The sequence below is a fragment of the Streptomyces sp. NPDC088733 genome (assembly GCF_044751185.1).
In the GTDB taxonomy this organism is placed as follows: domain Bacteria; phylum Actinomycetota; class Actinomycetes; order Streptomycetales; family Streptomycetaceae; genus Actinacidiphila.
In genome coordinates this window covers 313,215-330,312 of record NZ_JBIVLH010000009.1, presented here as the reverse complement: position 1 = coordinate 330,312, position 17,098 = coordinate 313,215, and the positions used below count along the sequence as shown (strand labels likewise).

The window sequence follows — 17,098 nt, the reverse complement described above, 5'->3', positions numbered from 1 at the left end:
TTCACGAGAGCGGCACCATCGGGAGGAATAATCCCGACGTGCCCAGCGTCCTCGCTGTGTTTTTCTTCAAAGGAACCTCGCCCCAGACCATTCGGTCCGGAGACGGGGTTTCAACATATCTGGCGTTGACTTTTGGCACGCTGTTGAGTTCTCAAGGAACGGAAGCTTCCTTCGAGGCCGTTTCACCGGCCCCTCCGGGCTTTCCCTTCGTTGTCACCAGCTTATCAGACTCTTTCGGGCCCGATTCCCGCCGGCAGGGGGATTTGCTTTTCGAATAAACGACGCGACAAAACGCTCGGGATTTTCATCCTGGGAGATTTCGCTGCGATCGATGATTCTTCGAAGCGGTCTAGACTCTAGCCGCTGGCCTCGAACTTGTCTAGTTCGTGGCAACTTCTCGAATCTACCTCCCCACTCCACCCGTGTCAACAGGTTTCTTGGGGCGAAGAGGAGACTAGCAGGTCAGCGACCCCGGATGCACATCCACACGGTGCGCCATCCGGGTCATGCTGCGGTGGGGAGGACATCGCTGCGGTCCGGGCGCTCGAGGTCGCCGGTCTCGCCCGCGTGGGCGGCGCGCCGTCCCGGCACGAAGACATAGACGAGGAAGCCCAGCTCGGCGGCGACGCCGATGGCGATGCGGGCCCAGGTGGGCAGGCCGGAGGGGGTCACGAAGGCTTCGATCACGCCGGAGACGAGGAGGACGACGGCCAGCCCTATGGCCATGCCGATGGCGGCGCGTCCCTCCTCGGCAAGAGCGGTCCTGCGGGGGCGTGGACCGGGGTCGATGACGGTCCAGCCGAGGCGCAGCCCCGTGCCGGCGGCGACGAACACGGCGGTGAGTTCGAGGAGACCGTGCGGGAGGAGCAGACCGAGGAACGTGTCGAGGCGGCCTGCCGAGCCCATGAGACCGAGGCCGATGCCCAGGTTGAGCACGTTCTGGAAGAGGACGTACAGCACGGGGAGCCCGAGGAACACGCCGAGGACGAGGCAGTAGCCGGCGGCCATGGCGTTGTTCGTCCAGACCTGGGCCGCGAAGGAGGTGGCCGGGTGGCTGGAGTAGTAGGACTCGTACTCGCCGCCGGGGCGGGTGAGGGTCCGCAGTTCGTCGGGGGCGGCGATGGCGGCCTGGACGTGCGGGTGCGTGGCGACCCACCAGCCGATGAGCGCGGCGAGGGCCGTGGAGACCAGGGCGGTGGGGACCCACCAGTGGCGTGATCGGTAGACGCCCGCGGGGAAGGCCGCCGTGAAGAAGTGGGCCACGTCGCGCCAGCCGGGGGTGCGGGCGCCGGTGACGGCGCTGCGGGCGCGGGCGACCAGGGTGGTGAGGCGCCCGACCAGCGCGGGATCGGGGGCGCTGGACTGGAGGAGGGAGAGGTGGGTGGCGGCGCGTTGGTACAGGGTGACGAGTTCGTCGGCCTCTTCGCCGGTGAGGCGCCGGCCGCGGTGCAGGAGGGCGTCGAGCCGGTCCCACTCGTGGCGGTGCGCGGCTGCGAAGACGTCGAGGTCCATGGTCGCTGCTCCTGGCTGGCCGGGAGGTCCCAGCTTGGCAGACGGGGCAGACTGGTCGCGCCGGGTTCCGGGGTGGGATCGAGGAGGGTGCCCGTATGAGCGGTGCGTTCGGAACGAATGGTGCGGCGGGTGGCGGGACGTCCTGGGAGGCGAGCGGCGCCGGGCGGCTGGTGACCGGTGAGGCGGTGGAGTTGGGGCTGCAGCCCGCGCGGCTGCCGAGCCGGGCGCTGGCGGCGGCCCTGGACGCCGTCGTCTACTTCGGCGGGTACGTGATCGTCTCGCTGGGACTGCTCGCGGCGACGGCGTCGCTCGACGATGCCGCGCTGGCCGCGGTGTACGTGGCGTCGCTGGTGCTTGTGCTGATCGGGGTGCCGATCGCCGTGGAGACGCTGTCGCGGGGCCGTTCACTGGGGAAGCTGGCGTGCGGGCTGCGGGTGGTCCGGGACGACGGCGGGCCGATCCGGTTCCGGCACGCGCTGGTGCGGGGGGCGGTGGGGGTGATCGAGATCCAGGCGTTTCTCGGCGTGATCGCCTGTATCGCCTCGCTGGTCTCGGCGCGGGGGCGCCGGGTCGGGGACCTGTTCGCGGGGACGCTGGTGGTACGGGAACGGATCCCGATGCCGCGGGCCCCGCAGGCGGTCCCGTCCGCACCGCCGTGGCTGGCGGACCAGGTGGCCGGTGTGGATCTGTCCGCGGTGCCCGAGGGGCTGTGGCTGGCGGTACGGCAGTACCTGGCGCGTGTCCACCAGTTGGATCCGCAGGTGGGGTGGTCGATGGCGGAGCGGCTGGCGGCGGACGTGTCGGCGTGCACGAGGACGCCGGTGCCGCAGGGGACTCCCGCGGTGGCGTACCTGGCGGCGGTGGCGGCCGAGCGGCAGGTACGGGAGGCGCGGCGGGTCTTCGGTCCGGCGGGGGTTGCGCCCGCGCAGGCACCGGCGGGGGGCTGGGGCGTGCCCGCGGAGCCCGGGGCCGGCGCGTCGGGTTTCCCGGTTCCGCCCGTGCTTCCCTCCGGTCCTCCTGCTCTCTCTGCTCCCCCGGCCCTCGCTGACGTTCCCGTGCCGCCTGCGCCGTCTTCCGGGCCGTCGACCGGGTTCGCGCCGCCGGCCTGAACGGTCAGTCCGCCGGGGGGAATTGCGACGGGGCTGATTCGAGGTCCTCGAGTTCGATGCCGGGGGCGGCGAGCACGACGTCCCCGGCGATGTGCACGGTGTGCTGTTCCCCGGTGTCGAGGGCGCTGACCTGGTATTCGTCCACGGTCAGGGGGCCGCTGTCAGTGGGGTGTGCTTCGCTCTTCACCAAGGCCCACGACTGGTCGAGGGTACGGGGAGCGAGCACGGGGGGCTGGAATGCGACGAGGCGGACGCGGGTGGCCGGGGCACCGGGACGCAGGCGCAGGATGCGCGCTGTCGCGATGTAGAAGGCAGGCGATACGCCGCTGAAGGCGTGTGCCCGGACGTTTCCCTCCTGGGCGTGTTCGCCGGAGGGGTCGGTGCGTACCCAGGTGACGCCGTCGAGGGCGGCGCCGCGGACCTGCCAGCTCGCTGCGGTGAGTTCCAGGCGGATGGGGCGGCCGAGTTCGTCGACGGTGAGGTCGATGGAGCCCGCGTGGCTGCCGTCGGCGTGCGTGGTCTGCGCGGTGTAGCGCCAGCCGGAGGGGCCGGTGGCGCAGTGGAAGTGTTCTTCGCCGAGGGGGGTGTGGTCGTGCGTGTCGTGGAACGAGTAGCGGCCGCGGGGCATGGTTCGACCTTACGGGGGCGGTGCCGGTGGTACGGGGCAGGCCCCCGCCGGGGGCGGGGGCCTGCGGGCCGGCTGAGGTGGTGCCGGGGCGCCGCGGTGTTCGCGGCGGCGGCAGTGGCCTCAGTAGCGGTAGTGGTCGGGCTTGTACGGGCCCTCGACCGGGACGCCGATGTACGAGGCCTGCTCGGGGCGCAGGGTGGTGAGCTTGACGCCGAGGGCGTCGAGGTGGAGCCGGGCGACCTTCTCGTCGAGCTGCTTGGGCAGGACGTAGACGCCGATCGGGTACTCCTCGGGCTTGGTGAACAGCTCGATCTGGGCCAGGGTCTGGTCCGAGAAGGAGTTGGACATCACGAACGAGGGGTGGCCGGTGGCGTTGCCCAGGTTCAGCAGGCGGCCCTCGGACAGCACGATGAGGACTCGGCCGTCGGGGAAGGTCCAGGTGTGGACCTGGGGCTTGACCTCGTCCTTGACGATGCCGGGGATCTTGGCGAGGCCGGCCATGTCGATCTCGTTGTCGAAGTGGCCGATGTTGCCGACGATCGCCTGGTGCTTCATGCGCTGCATGTGCTCGGCGAGGATGATGTCGCGGTTGCCGGTGGTGGTGACGAAGATGTCGGCGGTCTCGACGACGTCCTCGAGCACGGTGACCTGGTAGCCGTCCATCGCGGCCTGGAGGGCGTTGATGGGGTCGATCTCGGTCACGATGACGCGGGCGCCCTGGCCGCGCAGCGACTCGGCGCAGCCCTTGCCGACGTCGCCGTAGCCGCAGACCACGGCGACCTTGCCGCCGATGAGGACGTCGGTGGCACGGTTGATGCCGTCGATGAGCGAGTGGCGGCAGCCGTACTTGTTGTCGAACTTGGACTTGGTGACGGCGTCGTTGACGTTGATCGCCGGGAAGAGCAGGGTGCCGTCGCGCTGCATCTCGTACAGGCGGTGGACGCCGGTGGTGGTCTCCTCGGTGACGCCGCGGATCTCGGAGGAGAGCTGGGTCCACTTCTGGGGGTTCTCGCCGAGGGTCCGGTTGAGGAGCAGCAGGATCTGCTCGTACTCCTCGCTGTCGGCGGTGGACGGGTCGGGGGCCGAGCCGGCCTTCTCGAACTCGACGCCCTTGTGGACCAGGAGGGTGGCGTCGCCGCCGTCGTCGAGGATCATGTTCGGGCCGCCGGTGGGGGCGTCGGCCCAGGTGAGGGCCTGCTCCGTGCACCACCAGTACTCGGAGAGGGTCTCGCCCTTCCAGGCGAAGACCGGGATGCCCTGGGGGTTGTCGACGGTGCCGTTGGGGCCGACCGCGATGGCCGCGGCGGCGTGGTCCTGCGTGGAGAAGATGTTGCAGGAGGCCCAGCGGACCTGCGCGCCGAGGGCGGCGAGGGTCTCGATGAGGACGGCGGTCTGCACGGTCATGTGCAGGGAGCCGGTGATGCGGGCGCCGGCGAGCGGCTGCGCGGCGGCGAACTCCTCGCGGATCGCCATCAGGCCGGGCATCTCGTGCTCGGCGAGGGTGATCTCCTTGCGGCCGAACTCGGCCAGCGAGAGGTCGGCGACCTTGAAGTCGTTGTTGACGGGGGACATGCAGTCTCCTCGTGGGGTGGTTCGAGAGCGGACATCGGCTTTTCCGCTGCGGGGCGTGGGAGGTATGCGGACATACGTCTCCCTCGACCGCAGCTCAGCCCGTCGGAGGCCCTCTCTCCCTCGGACGGTCCGGTGTGCGGACCGCCCGACCGCCATCAGCAGCGACGTCTGGCTACCCATGAATCTACACCGAGTGCCCGGCCGGAACCGGGCCGACGGTGGAGGTGGCGGGGAGGGATCAGGCCGTTTCGTGAGCGGCCGGCGCCTCGGGGGCCGCCTTCTGCTCGCGGTAGATATCGGGTTCGAGGTAGATCACGCGGGCGATGGGGACGGCCACGCGGATGCGGGCCTCGGCCGCGTCGATGGCGCGGGCGACCTCGGTGGCCGTGTCGTCGTGCTGGACGGCGATCTTGGCGGCGACGAGGAGTTCCTCGGGGCCGAGGTGGAGGGTGCGCATGTGGATCACGCGGGTGACGGTGTCGCCGTCGACGATGGCCTCGCGGATGCGGGCGACGGTCTCGGGGCCCGCGGACTCGCCGAGGAGGAGGGACTTGGTCTCGGACGCGAGGACGAGGGCGATGACGACGAGCAGGGCGCCGATGCACAGGGTGCCGACGCCGTCCCAGACACCGTTGCCGGTGAGCAGGGACACGCCGACGCCGATGAGCGCGAGCACGAGGCCGACGAGGGCGCCGAAGTCCTCCAGCAGGACGACGGGCAGTTCGGGGGCCTTGGCGGTGCGGATGAACTGGGCCCAGGTCTGCCGGCCGCGCAGGCCGTTGGACTCCTGGATGGCGGTGCGGAAGGAGAAGCCCTCGGCCACGATCGCGAAGACGAGGACGCCGATCGGCCAGTACCAGTGCTCGACCTCGTGGGGGTGCTGGACCTTCTCGTAGCCCTCGTACAGCGCGAAGACGCCACCGATGGTGAACAGGACGATGGAGACGAGGAATCCGTAGATGTACCGCTCGCGCCCGTAGCCGAAGGGGTGTTCCTCGGTGGCTGCCTTCTTGGCCTTCTTGCCGCCCAGCAGGAGGAGTGCCTGGTTGCCCGAGTCGGCGACCGAGTGGACGCCTTCGGCGAGCATGGAGGACGAGCCGCTGAAGGCGAACGCCACGAACTTGCTCACCGCGATGGCAAGGTTGGCGCCCAATGCGGCGACGATCGCCTTGGTTCCGCCTGACGCGCTCATAGGTGCTGGGTATCCCTTCCGTCGGCCGCCGGCCTTTGCCCGATCTTTACGGCACTACGGCGGGACATTCTTGCAGGCCGGGATCGCACGGGTTCCTCAGGCCACCACGGTGGCGCGGAAGACGGTTCCCTCGCCGAGGAGTTGGACCTGTTCACCGGCGGGCACGTAGGCCGACTGACCGGGGGCCAGGGCGAGTTCCCGCTGCGGCTCCCCGGCGGTGACGGCGTCGCGGACGGTGGCGGTGCCCTCGGTGCAGAGCAGGATCTGCGCGGTGCGGTCGTCGAGGGTGCGCGGGGCGCCGCCGGCGGCGAGGGCGTACCGGGAGAGCCGGAACTCCTCGATGGGGGTGGTGTAGAGCTCCTCGCCGTCCGCGGAGGCCTCGGGGCGCAGGACGCCGGGGTCGGCCGACTCGAAGCGGACGATGCGCAGGAGTTCGGGGACGTCGACGTGCTTGGGGGTGAGGCCGCAGCGCAGGACGTTGTCGGAGTTGGCCATGATCTCGACGCCGAGGCCGCTGAGGTAGGCGTGCGGGATGCCGGCGCCCAGGAAGAGGGCTTCGCCGGGCTGGAGGCGTATGTGGTTGAGCAGCATGGCGGCGATGACGCCGGGGTCGCCGGGGTAGGTGCGGGCGATGGCGGCGTACGCGGCGTAGGCGTCGGCGTACGGGCCGCCTTCGGTGGCGAGGCGGCCGGCTGCCTCGGCGGCGGCGTCGACGGTGCCGGCGACGGCGTGGCGCTCGGCACCGAGCACGGCGGTGAGGACTTCGCGCAGGGCGGCGTCCTCGGGGTGCGCGTGCAGGATGTCGACGTAGGGCTTGAGGGAGTCGACGCCGAGGCCGGTGAGGAGGGCCGCGGTCTCCTTGGGGTGCCGGAAGCCGCACAGGCCCTCGAAGGGCGTGAGGGCGACGATCATCTCCGGCTTGTGGTTGGCGTCCTTGTAGTTGCGGTGCGGGGCGTCCACGGGGATGCCCCGGACCTCCTCGTCGGCGTAGCCGGACGCGGCCTGCGCGAGGTCGGGGTGGACCTGGAGGGAGAGCGGGGAGCCGGCGGCCAGCACCTTGAGCAGGAACGGCAGCCGGGGGCCGAAGCGCTCCACGGCGGCGGAGCCGAGCTCGGCGAGCGGGTCGGCGTCGATGACCTGGTCGAGCGGGACCGGGCCGTCGCCGCGGTCGACGCGGGAGGGGGCGCCGGGGTGGGCGCCCATCCACAGCTCGGCCTGCGGCTCGCCCGTGGGGGTGGTGCCCAGAAGCTCCGGGATGGCGGTCGTGGAGCCCCACGCGTACGGGCGAATGGTGTTGGTCAGCCGATCCATGGGCTCATGATCTCCCGGCGGAAGTGACAGCGAGGTAAACGGAGGCGAAATCCGTGACGGCGAGGAGTTCGACGACGGATTCCAGTGGAGTGCCGTCGGCGCCGGCGGCGAGTTCGCTGAGCGGGGTGTCGTGGGTGGTGGTGAATTCCCGGGCGACGGCGGCGGAGCTGGTGGCCGGGGCCTGGGTGCCGTTGCCGGGCCGGTGCAGGAGGACGACGCGCAGGCGCAGGTCCTCGGGTTCCTCGACGCGGTCGCGGAAGAAGTCGTCGGGGTCCAGGGCTCCGGCGAGCGCGCCCGCGAGCAGCGCGCCGTGGGTGTCGACGGCTTCGGGGAGTTCGCCGTGCAGGGCGGGGCGTCCGGCGCGGGAGGCGATGGTCGCGGCGAAGCGGCGTGCGGCGACGGCGGCCAGGGGGCCCTCGCTCCACAGCACCGGGAGGGACTCGGCGAGTTCGGAGGCCAGCGCCTTGGCCGGGTTGCTGTAGGTCGCGATGGCGGGGCCGCAGCGGGCGGCGACCTCGTCGAGGCGGTCGGCGACCCGCTCGATGGCGTCGGCGGGCGCGGGCAGCAGCCCGATCCGGTCGCCGAGGGCGAGCAGCGGGGTGAGCAGGGCCCAGAAGGCGCCGAGGTCCTCGTCGGGGTCGGCGGCGTCGGGTGCGCCGGACTCGGGGGCAGCGGCGTACGGCAGGACCATGCCGCGTACTTGGGCGATGGCCTCGGCGATGGGCGACCCGGCGGGCACGACGGCGGCGGCGGTGCAGCCGCGGCGGTAGGCCTGTTCGATGAGGTCGGCGATGCCGGCCTCGGTGCCCGTGGGGGTGGCGATGAGCAGCAGGTCGAGGGGGCCGGCCCAGCCGGGCAGGGTCCAGCGCAGGTCGTACGGGGCGGGGCCGGTGGGGCGCAGCGGCAGGACCGGGGCGCTGCCGCTGCCGAGGGCCGCCAGCAGTTCGGCGACGGCGGCGGCAGTGGCCGCGCCGGGGCCCGCGACGAGGACGCTGCGGGGGCGGCCGTCCGGCTTCAGTTCCCCTATGCCCGCCTCCTGTGCCAGGCGGGCGGCGGTGCGCACGCGGGCACCCGCGGCGGCGACACCCAGGAGCCGGCCCCGGGTGTCGGCGCGGGCGAGGCCTTCGGGGTCGTCGAGCAGCGTCTCGTCCAGCATCGTTGCGTGGCCTCCCGGTCCCTTGTCCGTCGCTCGGTCGGTGCGGGCGTTACGCCGGGCGGCGGGCCTCGTCGACGAGCAGGACGGGGATGTCGTCGCGGACGGGGTAGGCCAGGCCGCAGTCGCCGGAGGTGCAGGCGAGTTCGCGGGCGTCGTCGTCCTCGCGGAGGGGGGCGTGGCAGGCGGGGCAGGCGAGGATTTCGAGGAGGCTGGATTCGACGAGCGGCATGGTGGCGCGACTTCCTTCGGGTCGGTGCCCGTGGTGTCCGGGCAGTGCGGGCCGTGCAGTCCGTAAGGGGGCGTACGGGGCGGCTTCCCGGCCACCGGGCCGGTCGGCCGTTTCAGCCTATCGCTGGGGCGTTGGCGGTGCGGGGAGCACGTCCCGCTCGGGGTGCGGGCGTTCCCGGCGCCCCGTGCGGGGGCGCCGGGAACGGCGGACGTGCGGACCGCGGGCCGTCCGGCACCGGGCGGTGGGCGCCGTCAGGCGCGGACGATCGCCAGGACCTCGTCGCGCACCTCGGCGACGAGGTCCGCGGTGCGGGCCTCGACGTTCAGGCGCAGCAGCGGCTCGGTGTTGGACGGGCGGAGGTTGAACCACCAGTCGCCGGAGGTGACGGTGAGGCCGTCGAGCTCGTCGGTGGTGACGCCCGGGCGGTCGGCGAAGGCCGCGCGGACGGCGGCGGTGCGGCCGGCCTGGTCGTCGACGGCGGTGTTGATCTCGCCGGAGGCGGCGTAGCGGTCGTACTCGGCGACGAGCGCGGACAGCGTGCCGTCCTGGCCGCCGAGGGCGGCGAGGACGTGGAGGGCGGCGAGCATGCCCGTGTCGGCGTTCCAGAAGTCGCGGAAGTAGTAGTGCGCGGAGTGCTCGCCGCCGAACACGGCGCCGGTGCGGGCCATTTCCTGCTTGATGAAGGAGTGGCCGACGCGGGTGCGGACGGGGGTGCCGCCGTGCTCCTTGACGACCTCGGGGACGGACCACGAGGTGATCAGGTTGTGGATGACGGTGGCGCCGGGGTGCTTGGCCAGTTCGCGCGCCGCGACGAGCGCGGTGATGGCCGACGGGGAGACGGGCTCGCCGCGCTCGTCCACCACGAAGCAGCGGTCGGCGTCGCCGTCGAAGGCGATGCCGAGGTCGGCGCCGGTCTCCCGGACCTTGGCCTGGAGGTCGACGATGTTCTTGGGGTCGAGCGGGTTCGCCTCGTGGTTGGGGAAGGTGCCGTCGAGCTCGAAGTACATCGGGACGAGGTCGAGGGGCAGCCCGTCGAAGACGGTCGGGACGGTGTGGCCGCCCATGCCGTTGCCGGCGTCGACGACGACTTTCAGGGGCCGGATCACCGTGAGGTCGACGAGGGTGCGCAGGTGGGCGGCGTAGTCGCCGAGCAGGTCCTGCTGGGTGACCGTGCCGGGGGTGGCGTCGCTCGCGGGCAGGCCGGTCTCGGACCACTGCTCGACGAGCTCGCGGATCTCGGCGAGGCCGGTCTCCTGGCCGACCGGCGCGGCGCCCGCGCGGCACATCTTGATGCCGTTGTACCGGGCCGGGTTGTGGCTGGCGGTGAACATCGCGCCGGGCAGGCCGAGTTTGCCGCTGGCGAAGTAGAGCTGGTCGGTCGAGCAGAGCCCGATCTCGGTCACCGACGCGCCGCGGGAGGCTGCGCCGCGGGCGAAGGCCCGGGACAGGCCGGGCGAGGACGGCCGCATGTCGTGGCCGGTCACGATCGCGTCCGCACCGGTCACGGTGACGAAGGCCGCGCCGAAGAGTTCGGCGAGCGGCTCGCCCCATTGGTCGGGGACGACGCCACGGACGTCGTACGCCTTCACGAGCTGCGAGAGATCGGTCACCGCTTGTGCTCCTCTGTCCGGTTGCCGGTCATGGCCTGCGGACCAACCTACCGGGCATACCTGAACATCCGGACGAGCGGTACCCGTCGCGGTGGATCGGGGTGCCAGGGGTCCGGGAGGGCGGCGGAGCGGGGTCAGGAGTCGGGCGAGCGCAGGACGCGCAGGTGGCCGCGCCGGGCGATCTCCATCGGGTCGCCGCCCCGGCCGCCGGCCGGCTTGCCGCCGTCGCGCTCCGGGGGGCGGGCGGCCTCGCGCACGGCGTTGGCGAGCGCCTCCAGGTCGTCACCGCTGGGGCGGGTGGGACCGGTGTCGGTGGCGAGGCGCACGACCTCCCAGCCGCGCGGGGCGGTGAGGCGCTCGGAGTGCTCGGAGCACAGGTCGTAGCAGTGGGGTTCGGCGTAGGTCGCGAGCGGGCCGAGTACGGCGGTGGAGTCCGCGTAGACGTACGTCAGCGTCGCGACGGCGGGACGGCCACACGCGGTGCGCGAACAGCGACGTACAGGGCTCACGACGTTGGACGGTACCGCACTCTTGAGCGGGCCGCGACGACTCCCCGGGACACCACTCCGTCGTGTCGTCCCGGTTCGCCGGGATGGCCCGACCTGCGACCCGCCCCCCTGACCTGCGAAGGGCCGGAAATGCACGGCCCAGCCGACGATGACTGCCGTCACCAAACATGCCAAATGGCGTCATTTGGCGGCAGCCGAACAGTCAGACGTGGGGAATTGTGGAAACGGCACCGGCACGCGACCGTACATTCCGCGACATCGCCCCGGATGTCGGGTCCTCGTAGCCCGTGGTGATGGCACCGGTCACGGGCCGGCATACCCGGGGCTTCCGGCGGCTACTCTCAGAGGTGATGGACACCCCTTCGCCCGCACCCCGCCAGCGCCGCCGCGACCGCCACGGACGCGGCATGCGCGGTCCCATCGCGCCACCGCAGGTGCCGCTGGCGCTCAGCCGCGCCGACGCCTTCGACGACCTCGTCCGGGACGCGGCCGACCGCCTGGAGCGCCGGTGGCCGCAGCTGTCGGAGGTGGAGTTCGCCGTGCAGGAGGTGCCGTGGCCGCCCGGCGGGTCCGACGACGAGGCCGCCGGGTCCTCGGGGTCCGCCGAGGACGGAGTCCCGCTCGGGCGGCTGCTCGGCGGGCGCAAGGGCAGCCCGCACCGCATCGTGGTCTACCGGAGGCCGGTGGAGATCCGGGCCAAGACCCGGGAGGAGCGGGCGCTGCTGGTGCACGACGTGGTCGTGGAGCAGGTGGCCGAACTGCTGGGGCTCTCCCCCGAGAACGTCGACCCCCGCTACGGCGAGGGATAGCGCGCGGGCCCGGTGCGCAGACTTGCGCACCGGGCCCGGACGAGCGGCGGACGCGGTCAGTTGAGGATCGAGAGGTCTTCCCGAGAGGCCGGCACCGCCACCAGCCCGCGGTCGTCCGGCATCGTCTGGACGGTGAACATCGGGACGCCGTCCCGCGGCAGCTCCAGCGTGCGCGAGGCGTAGACCGGACCGCCGGAGGACGGCTCGACCGTGACCGCGTAGGTGCCCTTGCGGGCCGACGGGTCGGGCGGGGAGAGCACCACGGTCGTCCCGGCCTTGACGGAGAGCGTCTTGTCGACCGGCTCGCCGCCCGAGGTGGACGCCGAGGTCGTGATCTTGACCGTGGCGTCCGTCTTCAGCGCGGTCAGGGCCAGCGTGGAGCCCTTGGTGCGGTTGTCCGCGACCGTGGCGCGATCGCCGACGGGCGCGGTGGCGGGCAGGAAGGCGATCTCCTGGTTGCTGCCCTTGCCGCGGGTGATCTGGAGGGCCGCGACGACCGGGGCCGCGCCCGTCGTGCCGCTCGGGGCCAGGACGAGCGAGCCCGCCTCGCCCTTGGTGACGTCGCCGAGGTCGACGGTGGAGGTCATGCCGCTCTTGACGTGGACGGTGTCGTGGCCGGCCGGCGTGATCTCGCCGCCGGAGGCCGCGAGCCGCAGCTTGAGGTCGGCGTCGTCGTCGCCGGTCGCGAAGACGACCAGCCGCACCGACGTGGCGTCGGCGGGGATGCCCGGCATGACCACGGTGTCGGCGGGGTCGGCGGCGGCCGCGAGCCAGTCGCCGCCGGCCTTGCTGTCGGCGGCCTCGACGGTGGCGCCGACCCGGCCGCTGCGGGCGCTGACGTGGAGGGTGAGGCCGTCGGTCTTCTCGGGGGTGAGGGTCGACAGCAGCACCGGGACGGAGGCGCCGGGCGGCACGGTGATGCCGTCGCCGGTCTCGGTCTTGATCTGGCCCTTGGGGCCGTAGAGCTCCAGGTCGACGACGGCCGCGTTGTCGTCGGGGTTGGTCAGGTGGACGTAGTCCTGCCGGTTCGCGGCGGTGCTGACGGCGGGGAACCAGAACTCGCTGTCCGGTACCGCGCAGGAGGTGCCGAGCACCGCGCGCGCCGGGCCGGCGTCGATGACGGTGGTCTGCTGCACGGTCCAGCCGGGGGCCAGGGCCCCGTCCGCGGTGCCGATGAGGGCCGGGGCGTCGGTGCGCCCGGTGGTCGCGGTGACGGGCTTGCCCGCCTCCTTCAGCGGGGCGACCGGCTTGGGCTTGCCCTTGGGCGCCTTGCCGTTCTGGCCCGCGGCGGGCAGAAGGGTAGCGGTGCCGCTGCCGCCGGCCGCGTCGCCCTTCGGCGTGAACGACGTGTACGTCGTCGTCGCGAAGTCCGAGTCGGACGGCGCCGGGCAGGTCAGCGTCGACCGTTCGACGGGCAGCCGGGCCGCGCTCGCAGCGGGCGCGGCTTCCGGGGTGCCCGTGCCGGTCAGGGTGGCGATGCCGGTGACGGCGGCGAGGGCGGCGGTGACGCCGATCAGGGAGAGGGCGCTGCGGTTCACTGCTGGTTTCTCCCGTCGCGGCGGTAGCCGTCCGTGTCGTACGCCGGGTCGTAGGGGGTGTAGGAGGGGTCGTAGGGCTGCTGCTCATAGCCCTGCTGCTGCTCGTAACCCGGCTGCCCGTAGCCCTGCTGCTGCTCGTAACCCGGCTGCTGCTGCTCGTAGCCCTGCTGCTCGTAGCCGTGCTGGGGCTGCTCCTGCTGCTCGCCGTAGCCGTAGGGGTCGTAGACCGGCGCCTGCTGCTCCTGCTGCTCCTGCGGCTGCTGGGCGGGCTGCTCGTAGCCGTAGGTGCTCTGGTAGTCGGCGGCCCACTGCTCCTGGCCGTACGGGTCGTCCTGCTGGGGCGCGGCGGCGTAGGGGTCGTACTCCGGGTACTCGGTGTACTCGGCCGCCTGCTCCTCGGAACCGTCGTGCCCGGTTCCGTCCGGGTCGGCGTCCTCGCCCTCCGCCTCGGCGGCGGCGCGCAGCCTGCGGGCGCGTCGGCCGTCGCCGGCGGCCTGGGCGGGGATGTCGGCGACGGCGGCGGCGCCGGCGGGGACCGGTTCGGTCTCCGGCAGGTCGTCGTCGATCTCCCGGCGGCGTCCGGGCAGGGCCATGACGACCAGGACCAGGGCGAGGAAGCCCTGGGCCCACACCCATACGACGTGGGTGAAGGGGTCGTCGTAGGTGAGGTCCAAGTGGCCGCCGGTGGCGGGGAGTTCGAAGCCCTGGGCCCAGCCGTCGACGGTGGTCGCGGTGAGCGCGCGGCCGTCGAGGGTGGCGTTCCAGCCGGGAGCGACGCTGTCCGCGAGGCGCAGGACGCGTCCCTCGGGGCCGGTGGGGATCGTGGTGTGCGCCTCGACCTTGCCGGAGGCCACCATGACCGGCTGGGCGCTCGCGGCGTCCGCCGGTTCCGTGCCCGCCGTGTCACCGGAAGCCGCGGGCTTGGGGACGATGACGAGGCGTGCCACGTCGTTGTCGACCCGCCACAGCGCGCTGCCGTCGGCCTGGCTGAGCCGGGACAGGCCCGGGGTGCTGTCGAGGGTGCGGCTCATCTCGCGCGGGGCGCCCTGCTGGACGAGGACGTAGCGCACGGCGTAGCCGCCGAGCTGCGTCGCCTGGTCGGCGCCGGAACCGGCGACGAGGTTGGAGACGATCTTGTCCAGCCGGGTGTCGCCGCCCGCGGAGGCCGCGATCTCGGCGTCGCCGAGGCGCGCTCCGGCGCCCCGCACCAGGGCGTACGAGACACGGGCGGGCGTGCCCGACAGCACCAGGGTGCGGGCCTGGTCGCGGGTGGAGCCCTCCTCGGCGACGAATGCCGGGACCTGCGTCGGGTCGCGGCGCTCCAGGGGGCCGTCGGCGCCGCCGGCCATCCAGCCGACCGCGGCGGACAGCGGGGCGAGGACGGCGGCGAGGGCGACGAGGGCGGCAGCGGGCTGGCGCCAGCCGAAGCCGGAGGCGGCAAGCCGTTCCTGTGCGTTCTCGGCGCCGACCGCGGCGGCGGCGAGCAGGGCGAGGCCGTACACCAGGGTGGCGGGTCCCGCCCACGCGGTGGTGTTGGCCGCGACCGCGAAGACCAGTCCGGTCAGGGCGGCCGCCCAGGCGCTGATGATGCTCAGCCGGCGCCCGCCGCGCAGCAGGGCGGCGAGCGCGGCCAGCACGATGCCGGCCAGCAGGAAGCCGCCGGCCGCGCCGGGGCCGCCGGGGTTGACCAGGACGAGGTCGGTGGCGGAGGCGGCGCGCGGGCCGTAGGGCAGGCCGGCCTCGTACAGGAAGCGCTTGGGCTGGGTGAGCAGGTCCAGCGACCAGGGTGCGAGCACCACCATGGGGGCGCCGAGGATCGCGACGGCCCGCATCGCCAGCGGCACGACGAGGTGTCCCTGCCCGCGCACGAGCCGCAACGCGACGGCGACGCCGATGAGCACCAGTGCGATGGGCCAGGTGACCGGGGTGAAGGCGGTGGTGAGCGTCAGCAGCAGTGCGAAGGCCCAGGCGGCACGCCAGCCGGGGCGCACGCCGCGGTCGACGGCGTCGCGGGACAGCCGCAGGCCGGCGGCGGAGACGGCGGCTCGCGCCATCAGCGGCAGCACGATGGCCAGCACTGCGGTGCCGAGCCGCCCGCCGGCCAGGGCGCCGGTCGCGGCGGGCAGGAAGGCGTACGCGACGGCCGCCCAGGCCCGCAGCAGCCGGGACTCGACCAGCGGCCGGGAGGCGAAGTACGCGCTGAGTCCGGCGAGCGGGACGGAGGCCACCAGGAGCACGGTCAGGGCGAGGCCGGTGCTGCCGAACAGCACGTTCGCCATGACCGCCACGATCGCCAGGTACGGCGGCGCGCTCGCGGTGCTGCCGGTGCCGAAGGCGTGCCAGGCTCCGAGGTAGGAGCCCCACAGGTCGCCCGCCCGGTCGGGGGCGGGCAGCAGGGCGCCGCCGGACAGGGCGCCGCCGCCCAGCAGTTGGCGGCAGGCGATGAGGGAGAACAGCAGCAGGACCGCGAAGAGCACGGGTGCGGGCTGCCGGGCGATCCGCTTGAGCAGGGCGAACTGCTCGATCTCCAGGTACTCGCTGTCGTCGTCGCCGCCGCTGGGGCCGGAGTCGAGGCCGCCGTGGCGGCCGGCGGAGGTGGCGTCGGCCGCGGCGCGGCCGGAGATGTTGCTGACGACCTGCTCGACGGTGGCCCGCACGGTCGCGCCGGGCGACGGGAAGAGCGGCCGCAGTTCCGCGGCCTCGACGGCGGGCCGGGAACGCCGGCGGCGGGCGGCGAGGACGCGGCCGGGCCGCAGCAGCACCGACATCAGGCCGGTGATCTCGTCGACGGCCTGCTTGGGCACCTTGCCGACCAGGTAGGCCAGCGTGCGCAGCACGGTGCCGAGCACCAGGCGCGCGAAGACGTAGGGCAGCAGGGCGCCGCGGGTGTTGGCCAGCAGCGTGTAGACGGCGCCGGCCTTGTCGACGCGGTGCGGGTCGACGGCGGAGCGGCCGGCGCAGTCGACGGGGCGGCGTTCGCGGGAGGCGGCCTCCGCGTGCCGCATGACGGCGTCGGGGGCGATGAGGACGGTGTGCCCGGCGGACTGGGCGCGCCAGCAGAAGTCGACGTCGTCCCGCATGAGGGGCAGCCGCCGGTCGAATCCGCCGAGCTCCTCCCACACGTCGCGGCGCACGAGCATGCCGGCGCTGGACACCGAGAGCACCGGGCGCACCTGGTCGTGCTGGCCCTGGTCCTGCTCGCGGCGCTCCAGCCCGGTCCAGCGGCGGCCGCTGCGGGCGATGGTGACGCCGACCTCGAGGAGCTGGCGGCGGTCGTACCAGCTGCGCAGCTTGGGGCCGATGACTCCGGCGGAGGGCGCGGAGTCGGCGACCTTGAGCAGGCCGTGCAGAGCGTCGGGGGCGGGCTCGCAGTCGTCGTGGAGCAGCCAGAGCCAGTGCACCGGCTCGCCGTGGGGCTGCTCGGGCTCGTCGTAGGCGCCGTCGTCCCAGGAGCGGGAGACCGGGTCCCAGCCGCTGCGGCGCTGGAGGTAGGGGAGCTCCTCCGCGGTCATCGGCGGCGCGGCGCGGACGCACTCCTCGACGGCGGCGCCGAAGCCGCTGCGCCGGGCGAGATGCAGGACGCGGTGGTCGCCGAGGGACTCGGCGAGCAGCCGGGCGGAGTCGTCGGCGCTGCCGGTGTCGGCGGCGATGACGTCCTGGACCGGGCGGTCCTGGGAGACCAGGCCCGCGAGCGCGTTGGGCAGCCACCGGGCACCGTCGTGGGCGACCAGCACGGCGGTGACGACGTGGCGCGGGAACTCCGGAGCCTGGGCGGCGTATTGAGTCCCTGCTGAGCTGTTCACGGACATCGAGGTTCGGGCCCCGGTTCGCTGGACTTCGGACGACGCCTCAGGCGTCTCGGACGGGCCCCCACACTAACGGTTGCGGGAGGCCGCCCTTCCGGGTCCGGAGCACATATGGGA

General features: G+C 73.2%; 14 protein-coding genes. 3 read left to right on the top strand and 11 right to left on the bottom strand.

From position 1 onward, the window contains the following. Positions 1–278, top strand: a 278-nt coding sequence (locus ACIP64_RS19390) for a hypothetical protein (RefSeq protein ID WP_401587975.1), incomplete at its 5' end; no start/stop codon positions are given. 226 nt (positions 279–504) lie between these two features. On the opposite strand, the gene ACIP64_RS19385 is transcribed toward ACIP64_RS19390, so the two are convergent. Further along, positions 505–1,512, bottom strand: coding sequence for a stage II sporulation protein M (locus ACIP64_RS19385; protein ID WP_401587972.1), 1,008 nt, complete (start codon positions 1,510–1,512; stop codon positions 505–507). Positions 1,513–1,607: 95 nt separating this feature from the next. On the opposite strand from ACIP64_RS19385, the gene ACIP64_RS19380 reads away from it, so the two are divergent. Continuing rightward, a complete protein-coding gene (locus tag ACIP64_RS19380; protein ID WP_401587970.1) occupies positions 1,608–2,621 on the top strand; it encodes an RDD family protein in 1,014 nt (337 codons plus the stop codon). 4 nt (positions 2,622–2,625) lie between these two features. Here ACIP64_RS19380 and ACIP64_RS19375 read toward each other — a convergent pair whose 3' ends face one another. From ACIP64_RS19375 to ACIP64_RS19340, 8 genes are all read right to left on the bottom strand, one after another. After that, a complete protein-coding gene (locus ACIP64_RS19375) occupies positions 2,626–3,249 on the bottom strand; it encodes a hypothetical protein (protein ID WP_401587968.1) in 624 nt (207 codons plus the stop codon). Positions 3,250–3,369: 120 nt separating this feature from the next. Further along, positions 3,370–4,821 carry an adenosylhomocysteinase gene (gene ahcY, locus ACIP64_RS19370; protein WP_401587965.1) on the bottom strand — a complete coding sequence of 484 codons (1,452 nt, stop codon included), beginning with the start codon at positions 4,819–4,821 and terminating at the stop codon, positions 3,370–3,372. Positions 4,822–5,059: 238 nt separating this feature from the next. Next, a complete protein-coding gene (locus ACIP64_RS19365) occupies positions 5,060–6,013 on the bottom strand; it encodes a cation diffusion facilitator family transporter (protein WP_401587962.1) in 954 nt (317 codons plus the stop codon). 96 nt (positions 6,014–6,109) lie between these two features. Further along, positions 6,110–7,324: a mannose-6-phosphate isomerase, class I gene (gene manA / locus ACIP64_RS19360; RefSeq protein ID WP_401587959.1), complete on the bottom strand. Its 1,215-nt coding sequence runs from the start codon at positions 7,322–7,324 to the stop codon at positions 6,110–6,112. A gap of 4 nt (positions 7,325–7,328) precedes the next feature. Continuing rightward, complete coding sequence (locus ACIP64_RS19355; protein WP_401587956.1) at positions 7,329–8,480, bottom strand: SIS domain-containing protein; 1,152 nt, start codon at positions 8,478–8,480, stop codon at positions 7,329–7,331. A 49-nt stretch (positions 8,481–8,529) separates the two neighbouring features. Next, the gene (locus ACIP64_RS19350) at positions 8,530–8,709 is read right to left on the bottom strand and encodes a Trm112 family protein (RefSeq protein WP_360911005.1); all 180 of its coding nucleotides are present in this window, start codon (positions 8,707–8,709) and stop codon (positions 8,530–8,532) included. A 251-nt stretch (positions 8,710–8,960) separates the two neighbouring features. Further along, entirely contained in the window at positions 8,961–10,319 is a 1,359-nt protein-coding gene (locus ACIP64_RS19345; protein WP_401587952.1) for a phosphomannomutase/phosphoglucomutase, read from the bottom strand. A gap of 134 nt (positions 10,320–10,453) precedes the next feature. Continuing rightward, entirely contained in the window at positions 10,454–10,828 is a 375-nt protein-coding gene (locus ACIP64_RS19340) for a DUF3499 domain-containing protein (protein ID WP_360911001.1), read from the bottom strand. Positions 10,829–11,178: 350 nt separating this feature from the next. On the opposite strand from ACIP64_RS19340, the gene ACIP64_RS19335 reads away from it, so the two are divergent. Beyond that, a complete protein-coding gene (locus ACIP64_RS19335) occupies positions 11,179–11,637 on the top strand; it encodes a metallopeptidase family protein (protein ID WP_401587948.1) in 459 nt (152 codons plus the stop codon). Positions 11,638–11,693: 56 nt separating this feature from the next. On the opposite strand, the gene ACIP64_RS19330 is transcribed toward ACIP64_RS19335, so the two are convergent. Together ACIP64_RS19330 and ACIP64_RS19325 are read right to left on the bottom strand one after the other, a co-directional pair. Continuing rightward, positions 11,694–13,175 (bottom strand): DUF5719 family protein, encoded by a 1,482-nt coding sequence (locus ACIP64_RS19330; protein ID WP_401587945.1) that lies wholly within the window; start codon positions 13,173–13,175, stop codon positions 11,694–11,696. Further along, complete coding sequence (locus tag ACIP64_RS19325) at positions 13,172–16,984, bottom strand: glycosyltransferase family 2 protein (protein ID WP_401587943.1); 3,813 nt, start codon at positions 16,982–16,984, stop codon at positions 13,172–13,174. Before ACIP64_RS19325 ends, ACIP64_RS19330 begins: the two co-directional genes overlap by 4 nt. Positions 16,985–17,098 lie beyond the last annotated feature (114 nt).

Excerpts from the sequence above, each read along its gene's own strand:
- ACIP64_RS19385 (WP_401587972.1), bottom strand. The coding sequence starts at position 1,512 with ATGGACCTCGACGTCTTCGCAGCCGCGCACCGCCACGAGTGGGACCGG.
- ACIP64_RS19355 (WP_401587956.1), bottom strand. The coding sequence starts at position 8,480 with ATGCTGGACGAGACGCTGCTCGACGACCCCGAAGGCCTCGCCCGCGCC.
- ACIP64_RS19380 (WP_401587970.1), top strand. The coding sequence starts at position 1,608 with ATGAGCGGTGCGTTCGGAACGAATGGTGCGGCGGGTGGCGGGACGTCC.
- ACIP64_RS19335 (WP_401587948.1), top strand. The coding sequence starts at position 11,179 with ATGGACACCCCTTCGCCCGCACCCCGCCAGCGCCGCCGCGACCGCCAC.
- ACIP64_RS19365 (WP_401587962.1), bottom strand. The coding sequence starts at position 6,013 with ATGAGCGCGTCAGGCGGAACCAAGGCGATCGTCGCCGCATTGGGCGCC.
- manA (WP_401587959.1), bottom strand. The coding sequence starts at position 7,324 with ATGGATCGGCTGACCAACACCATTCGCCCGTACGCGTGGGGCTCCACG.
- ACIP64_RS19350 (WP_360911005.1), bottom strand. The coding sequence starts at position 8,709 with ATGCCGCTCGTCGAATCCAGCCTCCTCGAAATCCTCGCCTGCCCCGCC.
- ahcY (WP_401587965.1), bottom strand. The coding sequence starts at position 4,821 with ATGTCCCCCGTCAACAACGACTTCAAGGTCGCCGACCTCTCGCTGGCC.
- ACIP64_RS19375 (WP_401587968.1), bottom strand. The coding sequence starts at position 3,249 with ATGCCCCGCGGCCGCTACTCGTTCCACGACACGCACGACCACACCCCC.
- ACIP64_RS19325 (WP_401587943.1), bottom strand. The coding sequence starts at position 16,984 with ATGTCCGTGAACAGCTCAGCAGGGACTCAATACGCCGCCCAGGCTCCG.